Genomic DNA, 15,391 nt, shown 5'->3' on the forward strand with positions numbered 1-15,391 from the left:
GGAGAACGAAGACGAGAGGCGGGCACGGGTGACCGGCGTAGGAGCTCCAGCGGTCGGGACCCCCGCCGGGATGCGCAAGATCAACCAGCGGGCGGTGCTCGACCTGCTGCGCCGCAGCGGGCCGGCGACCCGGCCGCAGGTCGCGAAGGACACCGGGCTGTCCAAGCCGACGGTCAGCCAGGCGCTGCTGGCGCTCGAGGCCGCGGGGCTGGCGCGCCCGACGGGGCAGACGTCCACCGGCACCGGCCGGTCGGCGGTGCTGTACGAGGCCGACCCCACGGCGGGGTACGTGCTGGGCGTCGACATCGGCCGCGAGCACATCCGGGTCGCGGTGTCCGACCTCGGGCGCGTGCTGGTGGCCCGCCGCGACGAGCGCAACACGGCGCGGTCCGGGGCGGCGCTGGTGACCGCGGTCGGGAAGATCGCCGCCGGCGCCGTCGCCGAAGCGGGCCTGACGGCGGCCGACATCGTTGTCCGCGTGGTCGGCTCCCCCGGCGTCGCCGACCCGGAAAAGCGCTGCTTCCGGCACGCGCCGAACCTGCCGGGCTGGGGCCGGGCCGGGCTGATCGACGACCTCGAAGCCGTGCTGGGCCCGGACCTGATGGTCGAGAACGACGCGAACCTGACCGCGGTCGGCGAGTGGGAAAGCGGCGCCGCGCGCGGCGCGTCGGTGTTCGGCTGCATCACGATCGGCACCGGCGTCGGCATGGGCATGATGGTCGACGGCCGGGTCTTCCGCGGCGCGACCGGCGCGGCGGGCGAGATCGGCTACCTGCCCTACGGCCGCACCCGGGCGGCGGAGGAACCCACGACCCCGCCCGCGCGCGGCCACCTCGAAGAGGCGACGGCGGCCCAGTCGGTGGTCCGCGGCGCCCGCGAACTCGGTCTCGGCACGGCGAAGTCGGCCCGCGAGGTCTTCCGCCTGGCCCGCGAAGGCGACGAACTCGCCCGGCGCGCGGTGGAAACCGAAGCCGACCGCCTCGCCTACACGGTCGCCTCGGTGGCGGCGGTGATCGACCCGGAGCTGATCGTCCTCGGTGGCGGCATGGGCACGGCGGCCGACCTGCTGCTGGAGCCGATCGACCGCGCCCTGCGCGCGTTCACGCCGCTGGTGCCGAAGGTGGTCCAGGGCGAACTGGGCGAGGACGCCGTGCTGACCGGGGCGATCAGCGTGGGCCTGCGGGCGGCCGAAGGCCTGGTCTTCGACCGCCGCGTCGGGGCCGCCTGACCTACAGGCAGCCGATGGTTTCGCTCGCGAAGATCGCGGTGCTCAGCGTGCCGTCGTAGTCGATCCAGAGCCGCTCTTCGTTCCGGACGCAGAGCCGTGTCTGCCGGGCGTTCGCGGAGTAGATCGTGCGCTGTTCACCGGCGTTCAGACGGATCGCGCCGCTGTCGTCGGTGTTGAACGGCCCGCCGTCGTAGGCGTAGTAGAGGTCCCAGTTGACGGTCCGCGCGCTCGTCGCCGTGTTGATCAGCCCGAGGTAGCCGAGCACGTTGCACTTCGTGCTGTCGCAGTTCCAGCGGAAGCAGACCTGGTAACGGATCTTGCCCCACGACGCCGTACCCGAGCACTTCGGCGACACGGCGGCCACCGCGGCGGGCCGGGCGGGAGCGGCGTGCGCCACGGTCGCGGAGAACAGCAGGCTGGGCGCGAAGGCCGTGCACAGCGACGTCAGCACCGCGAGAGTTCGCTTGAGCATCCGGGCTTCCCTTCGGAGGTGGATTTCGCCGCCCTCACGCCCCGGTGCCGACGCCGGTTTAACCGCCGCCGAGGCGTCACACGATCGGACCAGTGCCGGTCAGGCCGCGCGCCAGGCTTCGCCGCCGGTCGAGATCCGCCACGGCGTCAGCTTCAGCACGGTGATCTCCGGGTCGCGGAAGTCCTCGCCGCCGAGGATCTTCGGGTCGTAGCCCAGGGGTTCCGGTGCCGAGGCGAACCGGTCCCACAGGTCCTTGCGGCTCGCCTCGTCGTCGGCGAACTCCGCCCGGCACTCCGCGACGGCCACCTCGTGGGCCGGGTCCCAGTACGAGCACGACACCCACGGCGTCGCCGCCAGGTGCGCCACCTTCAGCGGGGTCGGCCGGGTGAACAGCCAGCCCGTCAGCGGGTCCGGCCGCCAGATCGGGTGCACCACCCGCGACCGCGGCCTGCCCCGGCGGTCGACGGTCGCCAGCGTGCACCAGACGATCCGGTGCGCCACGCGCACGAACGCTTCGGCCAGCGCGTCCGGCACCCTGCTAGATTCCACAACCATGGTTGTGCATCCTAGCACCCTCGACCTCTCCCTGACCGCGCTCTTCGCGGGCTGGGCCATGACCGACGAGGTCCAGCGGCGCCTCGCCGAGCAGGGTTTCGACGAGCTGCGGTTCAACGACGGCGTCGTCATCCAGCACGTCCTGGCGGCCCCGCTGTCGATCACCGCGCTGGCCGAGCGGATGGGCGTCACCCAGCAGGCGGCCTCGAAAGCCGTCGCGGATCTCGAACGCCGGAACCTGCTGCGGCGGGAACCGGCACCGGACGACGCGCGCACGAAGCTGCTCCACCTGACCGCGCACGCGCTGGCCGCCGTGGAAGCGACGCGGGTGCTGCGACGAGAGCTGCAGGAGGAACTGGTCGCCGAGTACGGTGCCGACCGCGTCGGCGACGCCCGGGCGTTGCTGGCGTCGGTCATCGGCCGCTTCGGCGGCGAGGACGCGATCCGCGGGCGCCGGGTCCGGCCGCCCCGCTGATTACCCCCGACGTAATCGACGCGGGCCGTGCCGGTGAGCAGGATCGGCGGCATGAGCCGAACCAACCGCGAGATCGTCGCCGCCTGCTTCGAGGACCTGTTCGTGCACAAGGACTTCGACGCCGCGAAGGCCGCGCTGCACCCCGACTTCCGCACCCACAGCCCCGGCCTGCCCAACGGCCGGGAAGCGTTCACGGACGCCGTGAAGAACTCCCCGCTCGCGGGCGCGACCGCCGAGATCCGGCACGTGGTCGCCGAGGACGACCTCGTCGTGGTGCACCTGCACGTGGCGGGCACCGCCGTCGTCGACATCCTGCGCGTCGAGGACGGCCTGCTCGTCGAGCACTGGGACGTGAAGCAGCCGCTCTAGTGTCGTGCGTCCGAGGTTCGTTGACAGCGCCCCGGCAATGCACCCCAATGTGGCGTTGGTTGCGTTCAACGCACCGAACGCCACATTGGGTGCACTGGACGCACCGAACGCCACATTGGGGCACTCAGCCCGGCTGTGAAACGACTTGCGACGCGCGACACTAGCGGGTGATCGCGCAGGTTCCCGACGCCGTCGCCAGCAGCTTGCCCTCGGCGTCGCGGATCTCCCCCTCGGCGAACGCGATCCGCGACCCCTCCTTCACCACGCGGCCGACGGCCCGGATCTCGCCGCGGCCCGCGTGGATCGCGCGCAGGTAGCTCACCTTCAGCTCCACCGACGCGTAGCCGACGCCGGCCGGCAACGTCGTGTGGACCGCGCAGCCGACGACCGAGTCGAGCATCGTGGCCGCCACGCCGCCGTGGACCATGCCGATCGGGTTGTACAGCGACTCGTCCGGCTCGGCGACGGCCTCGACCTCGCCGGGCTCGATGCGCTCCCAGCGCAGGCCGAAGTGGGCGGCGATCGGCGGGCCCGGGATGCGGCCGTCCTTGATGGCCGTCAGGTACTCCAGGCCGGACATGCTCGCGCCGAGCCGGGCGGTGGGCAGCGGGTCCTGCCAGGTGATGGTCTTCAAGCGGGTACCCGCTTCGGCGGCGACGTCGGTCATTCCGGGCTCCTCGATTATGACAGGTGTCTTAATCGCAGCTTCGCCCGGCGCCGGGACGGCGTCAAGCGCGGCGTGAGCCAGGCCACCGGTGGTCCGGCCGTGGCGCGGGTGGAATCATCCGGGGGTGAGCACCGAGCGCAAGCTGATCGACCCGGAGCGCGTCTCGGCGGCGGTCGACGGGCTCGGCGACCGCGCCGTCATCGACGAATGGGCCCGGCGCTTCTCCGTGGTCGCCGACCCGTCCCGGCTGGCCCTGCTGGTCTCCATCCACTACGCGCGCGAGATCAGCGTCACCGACCTCGCCGCCGCCACCGGCATGACCGACACCGCCGTGTCGCAGGCCCTGCGGCTGCTGCGGGCCCACGGCCTGGTCACGCCGCAGCGCTCCGGCCGCGTCGTGCGCTACCGGCTTGCCGACGCGACCGTGCACGAACTCATCCACCACGTCCGGCCGCACCCCGAACATCCCGCGAACGGCGACGAGGACCGGTAGCGTGCGGGCATGACGGGATTGCCGGAAGCCATCACCGCCTGCCTGTTCGACCTCGACGGAGTGCTGACCGGGACGGCGATTCTCCACCGCGAAGCCTGGAAACGGACATTCGACGAATTCCTGCGCGCCCGCGACGGCGCCGGGTTCGCCGAGTTCACCGACCTCGACTACGCGGCCTTTGTGGACGGCCGCCCCCGCGCCGACGGTGTGCGGGAGTTCCTGCGGTCACGCAACATCGAGCTGCCCGAGGGCACCCCGGACGACCCGCCGGACGCCCCCACGGTCAACGGCGTCGGCAACCGCAAGAACGACCTGGTCCTCAAGATCATCGACGAGCGCGGCGTGAGCCCCTACCCCGGCTCGATCCGGTACCTCGAAGCGGTCAGGGCCGCCGGGCTGCGGATCGCCGTCGTGACGTCCTCGGCGAACGGCGCCAAGGTCCTCGACGCCGGCGACCTGAGCAAGTACGTCGAGGCCCGCGTCGACGGCCTCGTCATCCGCGACCGGCACCTCAAGGGCAAGCCCGCGCCCGACTCGTTCCTGGCCGGCGCCGCGGCGCTCGGCGTCGAGCCCGCGCACGCGGCCGTCTTCGAGGACGCCCAATCCGGTGTCCAGGCCGGGAAAGCCGGCGGCTTCGGGTACGTCGTGGGCGTGAACCGGGCCGACCAGGCCGCCGCACTGAAGGCCCACGGGGCCGACATCGTCGTCGACGACCTCGCCGACCTGCTGGAGGACCGATGACCGACGAACCCCGCGGCTACGAGTGCGCCCCGTGGGAGCTGCGCTGGCGCGGCATGGACGTCGACGCCCTGCAGCGCACCGAATCGGCGTTCGCGGTGTCCAACGGCCACATCGGGCTGCGCGGCACCCTCGAAGAGGCCGAGCCGCGCGGGCTGCCCGGCACCTACCTCAACGGGTTCTACGAGCAGCACGAACTCCCCTACGCCGAAGCCGGGTACGGCTACCCCGAAGAGGGCCAGACCGTCGTCAACGTGACCGACGGCAAGATCATCCGGCTGCTGGTCGAGGACGAGCCGCTGGACATGCGCTACGGCGCGGCCACCAAGCACGACCGCGTGCTCGACTTCCGCAAGGGCACGCTCAGCCGCAGCACCGAGTGGTCGTCGCCGACCGGGCGGCGGGTCCGCGTGCGCACCGAGCGCCTGGTTTCCTTCACCCAGCGCGCGATCGCCGCCATCCGCTACGAGGTCGAGCCGCTCGACGAGGACCTCCAGCTGGTCGTGCAGTCCGACCTGCTGGCCAACGAGCCGATCGAATCCGACACCAGCGACCCGCGGGTGGCCGCCGCGCTGAACTCTCCACTGGTCGGCGAGTTCCACCGCGCGTCGGAGTACAACGCCGTGCTGGTGCACCAGACCCGCCGGTCCGGGCTGCGGATGGCCGCGGCGATGGACCACAAGATCGAGGTGGACGACGGCATCCGCGCCCGCATCCACTCCGAGGAGGACCTCGCCCGGCTCACCGTCGCGGTCGACGTCCCCAAGGGCGGCCGGCTCCGCATCACCAAGTTCCTCGCCTACGGCTGGTCGGCGCAGCGCTCGGTGCCGGCGCTGCGGTCGCAGGTGGAGGCGGCGCTGGCGGGGGCGCGCCAGACCGGCTGGAAGGGCCTGATCACCGAGCAGCGCCAGTTCCTCGACGACTACTGGGCCACCTCCGACATCGAGATCGAGGGCGATCCCGAGCTGCAGCAGGCCGTCCGCTTCGCGCTCTTCCACCTCCTGCAGGCCGGGGCCCGCGGCGAGAGCCGCGCGATCGCGGGCAAGGGGCTGACCGGCCCGGGCTACGACGGGCACGCGTTCTGGGACACCGAATCCTTCGTCCTGCCGGTGCTCACCTACACCATCCCGGACGCGGCGCGCGACGCGCTGCGCTGGCGGCACTCCACAATGGACAAGGCGCGGGAACGCGCGCACCAGCTGGGGTTGCGCGGCGCGGCGTTCCCGTGGCGCTCGATCAACGGCGCGGAGTGCTCGGCGTACTGGCCGGCCGGCACGGCGGCGTTCCACGTCAGCGCGGACATCGCCGACGCCGTGCTGCGCTACCTCAACGCGACCGGCGACGAGGAGTTCGAGCGCGACTACGGCACCGAGCTGCTGCTGGAGACCGCGCGGCTGTGGGCGTCGCTGGGCCACCACGACCGGCACGGGACGTTCCGCATCGACGGCGTCACCGGCCCGGACGAGTACTCGGCGGTGGCGGACAACAACGTCTACACGAACCTGATGGCGCGCCGGAACCTGCTGGCGGCGGCGGACTCCTGCGAACGGCAGCCGGAGGTGGCCGCGCACTTCGGCGTCGACACCGTCGAGCTGGACTCGTGGCGCGCGGCCGCGGCGGCGATGCACCTGCCCTACGACGCGGAACTCGGCGTGCACCCGCAGTCGGAGGGGTTCCTCGACCACGACGAGTGGGACTACGAGAACACCGACCCGGCGCACTACCCGCTGCTGCTGCACTATCCGTACTTCGACCTCTACCGCAAGCAGGTCGTGAAGCAGGCGGACCTGGTGCTGGCGCTGCACCTGTGCGGCGACTCGTTCAGCCCCGAGGAGAAGGCGCGCAACTTCGCCTACTACGAAGCGAGGACCGTGCGGGACTCCTCGCTGTCGGCGGGCACGCAGGCCGTCATCGCGGCCGAGGTCGGGCACCTCGAGCTGGCCTACGACTACCTCGCCGAAGCCGCGCTGACCGACCTGCACGACGTGCACAACAACGTGCGCAACGGCCTGCACATGGCGTCGCTCGCGGGGGCGTGGCAGGGCGCGGTGGCCGGGTTCGGCGGGCTGCGCGACCACGGCGGGACGCTGGCGTTCTCCCCGCGGCTGCCGGAGCAGCTGGGCCGGCTCACCTTCCGGCTGATGTTCCGCGGCACGCGGTTCCAGGTCGAGATCGACCCCGACCAGGTCACCTACCACGTGCTCGACGGTGAGCCGCTGGAAGTGCTGCACCACGGCGAGCGCATCACGCTCACGGCGGAGCCGCAGCGGTTCCCCATCCCGAAGATCGACGCGGGCGAACCGCCGAAGCAGCCTCCGGGGCGCGCCCCGATGCGGCGTGACTCGGAAATGGTGCGCCAGTACGCGGAACCGGCCAACCCGATCAGCGAGGTCTACACCGACTGAGCTACTCCGGGAGGTCGCCGAGGGCGTCCCGGCCGGGCGGGGCCGGGACTTCTTCGGTCCCGCCCGGGTTCACGTCCGGGTCGGGTGCGGTCGGCACGTCGTGCGTCAGGCTGCCCGGCGTCGGCAGCTTCGGGAGTTCTTCGTCTTCGTCGTCGCGGCCGTGGACGCGCTGCTGTTCGCTCATGGTTTCCGGGATACCCGGTTTTCCCGGTCCCGGCCAGGGGTTCACGCCGCCCGGTCGGCCGCGGCCGCCTTTGCCTTGTCCTGGAGGGTGAGCAGCAGGCCGTCGCGGGTCGACCACGGGCAGATCGCGACCTTGCCGCCGGCGACCGTCAGCAGCGCCTCCGCCACGATCGCGCCGGCCAGCGCCTGGTGGGCGCGGCTGCGCGAAATGCCCGGCAGCTCGGCCCGCTTCGACGGCGGCAGCGCGGCGAGCCGCGGGATCCAGGCCCGCAGGTCGTCGAGCCGCAGCTCCCGGCACTTCCCGGGCCGGGCACCGGCCAGCCGGGCGAGCTGCTGCAGCACCTTCGAGCAGCCGACGACGCGCGGATCGTCGACGCCGGCCGCGCCGAGCGTGGTGGTCACGACGTCGAGCGCGTGCGTGCGCAGCGCCTTGACCTGCTTGGTCGACACGCGCTCGGACGGCAGCCAGTCCCGCGTCATCGACCGGGCGCCCAGCGGCAGCGAGCGCGCGAACGTGGCCCGCTCGCCGCAGCCGGCGGCCAGCTCGACCGTGCCGCCGCCGATGTCGAGCACCAGCAGCGGCCCGGCGTTCGCGCCGTACCAGCGGCGGGCGGCCAGGTAGGCGAGCCCGGCTTCGGCCGGCCCGGAGAGGAACCGCAGCTCGACCCCGGTTTCCCCGGCCACGTGCCGGACGACGTCGGCGGAGTTGGCCGCGTCGCGGATCGAGGACGTCGCGAGCGGGTAGACGCCGTGGACGCCGTGGCGGTAAGCGGTGCTCATCCCGGCGGCGACGGCCGTGGTGACGGCGGCCACGCCCCGGTCGGTGAGCCGGCCGCGGTCGTCGAGCTCGCGGTCGAGGCGCAGCCGCGTCTGGTGGTTCAGCACCGGCTCCCGCGGTGACCCGGCGACGGGCACCACCACGAGCCGGGCACTGAACGAACCGACGTCCAGCACGCCCACCGCGGGCTCTTCGATTTTTCGCACGATCCGGCGCACCTCGCTTCCGCCTGCCGAATATCCCCAGCGCGGGTGGTTGAAACCAGCAATGATGTCGGATCTCACCTCCCGCCGCCGGGGGTTTCACGAGATTGGACCCTCCGGCGGTGTGTTCTTGACGCGATGGTCACAGCGAGATAACCCGAACGAGTGAATTGGACACGATTCGGTAACGCCGGAGGCCGGAGCCGCGATCCCCCGGACATCAGCACCGGTGTGGAGCAGGGAAAAGTGACCGAACGGCCCGAGCGGCGATCCGAGCTCGCCCGGCCGGCCGCGGCCGTGCTCGCGGTCGTGGCCGGGCTCGGCTGCGTCCTCCTCGGCGTGACGTCGGTCCTCGCCCCGGCCACGGCGGTTCCGACCGGAGCGGCGGCTCCCCTGCCGTCCCTCGGCGCGCCGGCCTCGCTGCGCATCCCGGAGCTCGGCTTGGCGCTGGACCACGTGCTGGCCTTGGGGCACGTCGGCGGCCGGCGCGCGCAGCCGGGCACGGCACTCGGCGTCGGCTGGTTCGCGGACGGCCCGGCCCCGGGCGCGCCCGGCGTCGCGGTGCTGTCCGGCCACGCCGGCTTCGGCTACTCGGCCGGCGCGTTCGCCCGGATTTCGGCCCTCCGCCCGGGCGCGTCGATCACGGTCCGCGACTTCGACGGGCACGAGTCCCGCTTCGCGGTCGTGCGGACGGCGCTGTTCCCGCCGAACGAACCGGACGCCGCGCTGGTGGCGCCCGAGGGCGCGGGCCCGCAGCTGCGCCTGATCACCAGCGACGGCGTGTACGACGGCGCGGGTTTCAGCGGCGCGCGGGTCGCGGTGTACGCGACCCCCGCCGCCTCGAATCCCTAGCCGATCAGCTCGCGCAGCCGGGAAACCGCCGCCACGCGGGCCTCGCGGCCCGGCAGGAGGGGGTTCACGACCAGCGTCGTCGCGCCCGCCTCCTTGAAGGCCGCCAGGCGCTCCTTCACGTAGCCCGCCGGGCCGACCAGGGAGATCGCGCGCAGCAGCTCGAGGGGAACGGCCGCCGCGGCTTCTTCCTTCTTGCCGTCGAGGTAGAGGTCCTGGATCAGCTTCGCCTCGGCCTCGTAGCCGTAGCGGCGCGCGAGGTCGTTGTAGAAGTTCTTGCCGCGCGCGCCCATCCCGCCGATGTACAGCGCGAGGATCGGGCGCAGGTGGTCGAGCAGCGGCTCGACGTCGTCGCCGATGGCGAGGGCCACCGTCACGTAGGTCTCCAGCTCGCCCAGCTCCGGAGCGCGCTTCGCCTTGCCCTCGGCCAGCGCCGCGCCCCAGGCGTCGGCCGCCTTCTCCGGGTGGAAGAAGATCGGCTGCCAGCCTTCGGCGATTTCCGCGGTGAGCGCGACGTTCTTCGGGCCGAGCGAAGCCAGCAGCACCGGGATCCGCTCGCGCACGGGGTGGTTGATCAGCTTCAGCGGCTTCCCGAGCCCGGTCCCCTGCTCCGGCGGCAGCGGGATCGTGTAGTGCTTGCCCTCGTGCACCACGCGCTCACGGCGCCACACCTGCCGGCACACCTCGACGATTTCGCGGGTGCGCCCGAGCGGCGCGTCGTACTTCACGCCGTGGAAGCCCTCGATGACCTGCGGACCGGACGCCCCGAGCCCCAGGATGAACCGCCCCTCGGAAACGAAGTCGAGCCCGGCCGCGGTCATCGCGGTGAGCGTCGGCGTGCGCGTGTAGATCTGGAAGATCCCGGACGCCAGCTGGACGCGTTCGGTCTTGGCCGCGAGGTACCCGAGCTGGCTGACGGCGTCGAACGAATACGCCTCCGGCACGAAGGCGACGTCGAGCCCCACCTTCTCCAGTTCGACGATGTCCGCGACGCTGTCGGCGAAGCCTCCGGCGTAGTTGATCGCGGTCCCGATCCGCATGTCCACCTCCGTTGAGCAAGCGCTTAGTCGCCGATCCTACGGGATGCACTCCGACGCGCAGGTCCGGCTCGGCCGCGGTGGCGAAACCGCCGTCGGCCACGCGTAGGTCGATTCGGCCGGTCCTGCGGTGCTGGGGCCCGGCGAGCAGCAGCTCCGTGCGGGAGCCGCCGGGTGGTTTCCCGGACCGTTTCGCTCATCGTCGAACTCCTCGTGTAACGCCCGGGCCCTGCCGAGGCACTGAGTCTGCCGTCACCACTTTCGACGACGCACGCCGAACTCCTCCGAACGAAGGGAAACCCATGCCCAGCTACGACGACCTGCGCGCGCTGTTCATCAACTGCACCCTCAAGCGCTCTCCCGAGCGCAGCAACACCGAAGGCCTGATCGACGTCAGCCGCGGGATCATGGAGAAGAACGGCGTCCAGGTCGAACTGATCCGCGCGATCGACCACGACATCGCGATCGGCGTGTGGCCGGACATGACCGAGCACGGCTGGGAGACCGACGCCTGGCCCGGCATCTACGAGAAGGTGATGGCCGCCGACATCCTGGTCGTCGCGGGCCCGATTTGGCTGGGGGACAACAGTTCCGTCACCAAGCAGGTCATCGAACGGCTCTACGCGTGCTCGCACCTGCTCAACGACGCCGGGCAATACGCGTACTACGGCCGGGTCGGCGGCTGCCTGATCACCGGCAACGAAGACGGCGTCAAGCACTGCGCCATGAACGTCCTCTACAGCCTCCAGCACCTCGGCTACACCATCCCGCCCCAGGCCGACGCCGGCTGGATCGGCGAAGCCGGCCCCGGACCGTCCTACCTCGACCCCGGCTCGGGCGGCCCGGAGAACGACTTCACCAACCGCAACACCACGTTCATGACGTGGAACCTGCTGCACCTGGCCCGCATGCTCAAGGACGCGGGCGGTATCCCGGTGCACGGCAACCAGCGCGGCGAATGGGACGCCGGCTGCCGCTTCGACTTCACCAACCCCGAGTACCGCTGAGCCATGCCCGGCGTCGAGTTCGTCAACCTGTTCGCGGTGACGGCCATCGCGCTGGTCGCCCCGTTGCTGCTGGCACTCGTCCCCAAGCTGCGGGTACCCGCGGTGGTGCTGGAGATCGTGCTCGGGATCGTCGCCGGGCCGTCCGGGCTGGGCTGGGTCCACGCCGACGTGCCGGTGCGGATCGCCGCTCTGCTCGGCCTGGCGTTCCTGCTTTTCCTGGCCGGGCTGGAGATCGACGTGCACCGGCTGCGCGGGCGGGCGCTGCGGCCGGCCGTGCTCGGCTACGGCGTCACGCTCGCCCTCGGCTTGGCCGCCGGAGCCGGGTTCGGCGCGGCGGGCTGGGTGCACAGCCCGCTGCTGATCGCCGTGGCGCTGTCGGCGACGTCGCTCGGCCTGGTCGTGCCGGTGCTCAAGGACGCCGGCCAGGCCGAAAGCGGGCTCGGGCAGGCGGTCATCGCCGCCTCCTCGGTGGCCGACTTCGCCGCGGTGGTGCTGCTGTCGCTGCTGTTCTCGGCATCCGGGGGCAGCACCGGCGGCCGCGTGGTGCTGCTCGCGGCGTTCGCCCTGCTGGTCGCCGTGACGGCGGCCGTGGTGTCGCTGGCCGGGAAGTCACGGCGGCTCGGCGCGACGCTGACTGCGCTGCAGGACACCACCGCCGAGATCCGGGTCCGCGCGGCCGTGGTGCTGCTGGTCGCGTTCGTCGCGCTCGCCGAGGCGTTCGGGCTTGAGAGCATCCTCGGCGCGTTCCTCGCCGGCGCCGTGGCCGGCCTGCTCGACCGCGACGCGGCGTCGCACCCGCGGTTCCGGGTCAAGCTGGACGCCATCGGCTACGGCTTCCTCATCCCGGTCTTCTTCGTCACCAGCGGCCTGCGGCTGGACCTCGGTGGGTTGCTCGCCAACCCCGCGGCGCTGGCGCGAGTTCCCCTCTTCCTCGCGGCACTGCTGATCGCCCGCGGCGTCCCGGCGCTGCTGTACGCGCGGGAGTTCGGCCGGCGCCCGGCGGTCGCGGCGGCGCTGCTGCAGGCGACGTCGTTGCCGTTCCTGGTCACCGCCGCACAACTCGGCGTGCTGACCGGGCTGATGTCGCCGGTGACCGCCGCCGGGCTCGTGTGCGCCGGCCTGCTGTCGGTGCTCGTCTTCCCCGCGGGCGCGCTGTCGCTGCTGCGGAAACGGGAGAAGGCAGCCGTAAGATGACGGTCACCCTTCTTCCTGCCTGCCGCGGATATATTCGCCTGGTGACGACCCTGCCGCCGGACGACGAGCTGGTCGCCGCGCTCCGCCGGGGCGACGCCGCGGCGTTCGCGGCGGTGCTCGACGCGTGGTCGGCACCGATGCTGCGGCTGGCTCGCTCGTTCGTGTCCACCCACGCCACCGCCGAAGAGGTCGTGCAGGACACCTGGCTCGCCGTGCTCAAGGGCATCCACGGCTTCGAAGGCCGGTCGGCGTTCAAGACCTGGGTCTACCGGATCCTCGTCAACACGGCCAAGAAACGGGGCCTGGCCGAACGCCGGAGCGTGCCCTGGACCAGTCTGCTGTCCCAGGACGAGGACCACGGCCCGACCGTCGACCCCGCCCGCTTCCAGGACGCCGACGGCGCCTACCCCGGCCACTGGCGCGAAGCCCCGGCCGCGTGGACGTCGCCCGAGGACACCGCGCTCAACCTCGAGGTCCGCCGGGTGATCACCACCGTGCTCGACGAACTCCCCGCACGGCAACGCGCGGTACTGAGCCTGCGCGACGTCGGCGACCACACCGCCGAGGAAGTCTGTGCCATGCTGCAGATCTCCGCGGCCAACCAGCGCGTGCTGCTGCACCGCGCCCGCGCCGCCGTCCGGGAGCGGCTGGCGGAGTACCTGGGGACGGGGGCGAAGACGTGAACTGCGACGAATTCGTCGAACTCGTCACCGCGTTCCTCGACGACGCCCTCGACCCCGGCACCGAGGCACGCTTCGTCGAGCACCTCGCCCTCTGTGAAGGCTGCGAGCGCTACCTCGACCAGTTCCGCGTCACCATCGGCGAACTCGGCCGCCTGCCACCGGAAACCCTCTCCCGGGAAACCCGCGACGCCCTCCTCGGTGCCTTCCGCGACTGGCACCGCGCGTGATTCACGAGTGGACGGTACGGGCGGCGGTCCTCGCCGACCTGGCGGGGATCGCCCGGGTGGCGGAGCTGAGCGGGCTGGGCCGCCACGAAACCGGCGCCGATCCGGACTACGTCCGTCACCTGCTGGCGCACGGACGGCTCGCCGTGGCCGAAGCCGCGACCGGAGAGGTGCTCGGGTACGCCGCGACGATGACGATCGGCGACCGCACCATGCTGACGGACGCCTTCGTCGTGCCCGGCGCGCAGGGCAAGGGAGCAGGCGGCGCACTCCTGGACGAGGTTCTCGTGCCGGGAGCGCCCCGGATGACGTTCAGCTCCCAGGACCCCCGGGCCATCGCCGCCTACAGCCGCCGCGGCCTCTCGGCTACCTGGCCGCTGCTCTACCTCCGCGGCAACCCCGGAACGCTCGCGGCACCGGCCGGCTGGTTCGCCGAGGCAACCACCCCCGCACGAGCGGCGCACGCCGCACGGCGGATCACCGGCACCGATCGCACCGCCGACTACGAGTACTGGAGCAACCGCCCCGACGGCGGCGCCTTCGTGCTGCGCGCCGCGGATGACGTCGTCGCAGCGGGGTGTCTCGGCGGTGGCGGCGACCAGTACGGGTTGACGCATCTGCGCTGCGCACCTGAAGGGGACGCCGGCGACGCCGTGGTCGCAGCCGTGGCGTCCCTGCGGAGCCCCGCGCTGGTGTGCCTGCCCGCCACGCACCCCGCCGTCACGCGCCTGCTCGGGGCGGGTTTCGTGATCACCGACTTCGACCTGTTCATGAGCACCGATCCCGCCGGTGCTCCTGACCACGGGGTGTTTTCGCCGGGTCTCTACTGAGGTCGTCGCCACCGACCGCTTCCCGCTCCGGATCACACCCCGGGCACCTCCTCAGCGGCCCGACAGGGTGCGGACCACCAGCTCCGCCGACGCGCCCGCGCCCAGGGTCGTGCCCGCGTAGCGGACGTCCGCCGCGAGCGTGGTCGTCGGTTCGTCGCGGACCGTCAGCCAGACCGTGACCATCAGGAGCCAGCGGACGATCAGGTAGCCGAACAGCAGGAGGCCGACCAGGGTGCCGAAGGCCGCGACCGCCGGGGACCGGCCGAGCAGGTGCAGGTACAGGCCGCCGGCCTGCTGGATCGCGCCGAGGCCGACCGCGGCGGCGCCCGCTGGGCGGAGGGTCGAGCGCAGGGGCAGCGGGCGGCGGGGCAGGCGGGCCAGGCACCAGGCGATGACCAGCCAGTTCGCCGCCAGGCCGAGCAGCAGCGAGCCCGCGACCAGCACGAAGTGCGCGAACCCGCCGTCCAGGCCGGTCAGGCGGAGCAGGCCCGCGCCGGCCGCGCCGGTCAGGGAGGCCAGGCCGAAGGAGACCGCCATCGCCAGCCCGACGCCGATGAGCACCAGGACGTCGGTGACGATGCCGCGCAGCAGGGGGCGCGGGGTGCGTTCCTGGCCGAGCATCGCGGTGACGGCGTCGCGGACGTTGCTGATCCAGCTCCAGCCCGAGTAGGCGGCGACGGCGAGCGCGAGCAGCCCGATCCGGCCGCGCTCGCCGACCACGGTGTGCACGACGCTCGTGGCCTGGCCGGCGAGTTCCGGCGGCAGCGAGCTGCCGATGACGCGGTCGAGCTCGGCGGCCAGGAGGCGGTCACCGGCCAGCACGAAGCCGGTCACCGAGACCGCGACCATGATCAGCGGGACGAGCGCGAGCAGGCTGAAGAACGTCACGGCGGCGGCGTAGTGGTCGCCGTCGCGCTCCCGGTACCGGGCCAGCGTCGCCCCGGCTCGCCGGAATCCCCTCTTCACCGCTCCTCGCACCACCGGCCGACCCTCTCATCCGC

Annotated in this window: 19 protein-coding genes; 12 read left to right on the forward strand and 7 right to left on the reverse strand. The window is 72.4% G+C overall.

The annotated features are described in order from the left end of the window. Positions 1 to 70: 70 nt before the first annotated feature. Positions 71 to 1,228, forward strand: coding sequence for an ROK family protein (locus EIY87_RS24445; RefSeq protein ID WP_404800093.1), 1,158 nt, complete (start codon positions 71 to 73; stop codon positions 1,226 to 1,228). Between the two features lies 1 nt (position 1,229). On the opposite strand, the gene EIY87_RS24450 is transcribed toward EIY87_RS24445, so the two are convergent. Together EIY87_RS24450 and EIY87_RS24455 are read right to left on the reverse strand one after the other, a co-directional pair. After that, positions 1,230 to 1,700, reverse strand: a complete 471-nt coding sequence (locus tag EIY87_RS24450) for a hypothetical protein (protein WP_125312167.1) — start codon at positions 1,698 to 1,700, stop codon at positions 1,230 to 1,232. 99 nt (positions 1,701 to 1,799) lie between these two features. Then, positions 1,800 to 2,255 (reverse strand): pyridoxamine 5'-phosphate oxidase family protein, encoded by a 456-nt coding sequence (locus tag EIY87_RS24455; RefSeq protein WP_125312169.1) that lies wholly within the window; start codon positions 2,253 to 2,255, stop codon positions 1,800 to 1,802. Between EIY87_RS24455 and EIY87_RS24460 the strand changes: the two genes are divergently transcribed. Together EIY87_RS24460 and EIY87_RS24465 are read left to right on the forward strand one after the other, a co-directional pair. After that, positions 2,254 to 2,730 carry a MarR family winged helix-turn-helix transcriptional regulator gene (locus EIY87_RS24460; protein WP_125312171.1) on the forward strand — a complete coding sequence of 159 codons (477 nt, stop codon included), beginning with the start codon at positions 2,254 to 2,256 and terminating at the stop codon, positions 2,728 to 2,730. The genes EIY87_RS24455 and EIY87_RS24460 overlap by 2 nt on opposite strands. A 51-nt stretch (positions 2,731 to 2,781) precedes the next feature. Then, positions 2,782 to 3,099: a nuclear transport factor 2 family protein gene (locus EIY87_RS24465; RefSeq protein WP_125312173.1), complete on the forward strand. Its 318-nt coding sequence runs from the start codon at positions 2,782 to 2,784 to the stop codon at positions 3,097 to 3,099. A gap of 160 nt (positions 3,100 to 3,259) precedes the next feature. Here the strand turns inward: EIY87_RS24465 and EIY87_RS24470 are convergent, their stop codons facing one another. After that, complete coding sequence (locus EIY87_RS24470) at positions 3,260 to 3,766, reverse strand: PaaI family thioesterase (RefSeq protein WP_125312175.1); 507 nt, start codon at positions 3,764 to 3,766, stop codon at positions 3,260 to 3,262. A 124-nt stretch (positions 3,767 to 3,890) separates the two neighbouring features. Between EIY87_RS24470 and EIY87_RS24475 the strand changes: the two genes are divergently transcribed. Genes EIY87_RS24475 through EIY87_RS24485 form a run of 3 tightly spaced genes read left to right on the forward strand, consistent with a single transcriptional unit; the run spans position 3,891 to position 7,402 of the window. Further along, on the forward strand, positions 3,891 to 4,259 hold the full coding sequence (locus EIY87_RS24475) for an ArsR/SmtB family transcription factor (protein WP_125312177.1): 369 nt from the start codon (positions 3,891 to 3,893) through the stop codon (positions 4,257 to 4,259). Between the two features lie 9 nt (positions 4,260 to 4,268). Further along, positions 4,269 to 5,000: an HAD family hydrolase gene (locus EIY87_RS24480; protein WP_125312179.1), complete on the forward strand. Its 732-nt coding sequence runs from the start codon at positions 4,269 to 4,271 to the stop codon at positions 4,998 to 5,000. Continuing rightward, complete coding sequence (locus EIY87_RS24485) at positions 4,997 to 7,402, forward strand: glycoside hydrolase family 65 protein (protein ID WP_125312181.1); 2,406 nt, start codon at positions 4,997 to 4,999, stop codon at positions 7,400 to 7,402. Before EIY87_RS24480 ends, EIY87_RS24485 begins: the two co-directional genes overlap by 4 nt. Position 7,403: 1 nt before the next feature. Here EIY87_RS24485 and EIY87_RS24490 read toward each other — a convergent pair whose 3' ends face one another. Both EIY87_RS24490 and EIY87_RS24495 read right to left on the reverse strand, forming a co-directional pair. Further along, positions 7,404 to 7,586: a hypothetical protein gene (locus EIY87_RS24490; protein WP_125312183.1), complete on the reverse strand. Its 183-nt coding sequence runs from the start codon at positions 7,584 to 7,586 to the stop codon at positions 7,404 to 7,406. Between the two features lie 41 nt (positions 7,587 to 7,627). Next, the gene (locus tag EIY87_RS24495) at positions 7,628 to 8,569 is read right to left on the reverse strand and encodes a Ppx/GppA phosphatase family protein (protein WP_404800094.1); all 942 of its coding nucleotides are present in this window, start codon (positions 8,567 to 8,569) and stop codon (positions 7,628 to 7,630) included. A gap of 243 nt (positions 8,570 to 8,812) precedes the next feature. Here EIY87_RS24495 and EIY87_RS24500 point away from each other — a divergent pair, with 243 nt between their 5' ends. Beyond that, positions 8,813 to 9,418, forward strand: a complete 606-nt coding sequence (locus EIY87_RS24500; protein ID WP_225440017.1) for a class F sortase — start codon at positions 8,813 to 8,815, stop codon at positions 9,416 to 9,418. On the opposite strand, the gene EIY87_RS24505 is transcribed toward EIY87_RS24500, so the two are convergent. Then, entirely contained in the window at positions 9,415 to 10,455 is a 1,041-nt protein-coding gene (locus EIY87_RS24505; protein ID WP_125312187.1) for an LLM class F420-dependent oxidoreductase, read from the reverse strand. The two genes, EIY87_RS24500 and EIY87_RS24505, sit on opposite strands and share 4 nt — an antisense overlap. 299 nt (positions 10,456 to 10,754) lie before the next feature. Between EIY87_RS24505 and EIY87_RS24510 the strand changes: the two genes are divergently transcribed. The 5 genes from EIY87_RS24510 to EIY87_RS24530 are packed head-to-tail and all read left to right on the forward strand — an operon-like array spanning position 10,755 to position 14,390. Next, positions 10,755 to 11,459 carry a flavodoxin family protein gene (locus tag EIY87_RS24510; RefSeq protein ID WP_125312189.1) on the forward strand — a complete coding sequence of 235 codons (705 nt, stop codon included), beginning with the start codon at positions 10,755 to 10,757 and terminating at the stop codon, positions 11,457 to 11,459. A 3-nt stretch (positions 11,460 to 11,462) separates the two neighbouring features. Beyond that, positions 11,463 to 12,653, forward strand: coding sequence for a cation:proton antiporter (locus tag EIY87_RS24515; RefSeq protein ID WP_125312191.1), 1,191 nt, complete (start codon positions 11,463 to 11,465; stop codon positions 12,651 to 12,653). Positions 12,654 to 12,694: 41 nt separating this feature from the next. After that, entirely contained in the window at positions 12,695 to 13,336 is a 642-nt protein-coding gene (locus tag EIY87_RS24520; protein WP_225440018.1) for an RNA polymerase sigma factor, read from the forward strand. Further along, positions 13,333 to 13,563 carry an anti-sigma factor family protein gene (locus EIY87_RS24525; RefSeq protein ID WP_125312195.1) on the forward strand — a complete coding sequence of 77 codons (231 nt, stop codon included), beginning with the start codon at positions 13,333 to 13,335 and terminating at the stop codon, positions 13,561 to 13,563. Before EIY87_RS24520 ends, EIY87_RS24525 begins: the two co-directional genes overlap by 4 nt. Beyond that, complete coding sequence (locus tag EIY87_RS24530; protein WP_125312197.1) at positions 13,560 to 14,390, forward strand: GNAT family N-acetyltransferase; 831 nt, start codon at positions 13,560 to 13,562, stop codon at positions 14,388 to 14,390. The genes EIY87_RS24525 and EIY87_RS24530 overlap by 4 nt, the downstream gene beginning before the upstream one ends. 51 nt (positions 14,391 to 14,441) lie before the next feature. Here EIY87_RS24530 and EIY87_RS24535 read toward each other — a convergent pair whose 3' ends face one another. Next, entirely contained in the window at positions 14,442 to 15,356 is a 915-nt protein-coding gene (locus tag EIY87_RS24535) for a YhjD/YihY/BrkB family envelope integrity protein (protein ID WP_158641349.1), read from the reverse strand. Positions 15,357 to 15,391: the final 35 nt, after the last annotated feature.

Origin of the sequence: Amycolatopsis eburnea (genome assembly GCF_003937945.1) — a bacterium.
In the GTDB taxonomy this organism is placed as follows: Bacteria; Actinomycetota; Actinomycetes; order Mycobacteriales; family Pseudonocardiaceae; genus Amycolatopsis; species Amycolatopsis eburnea.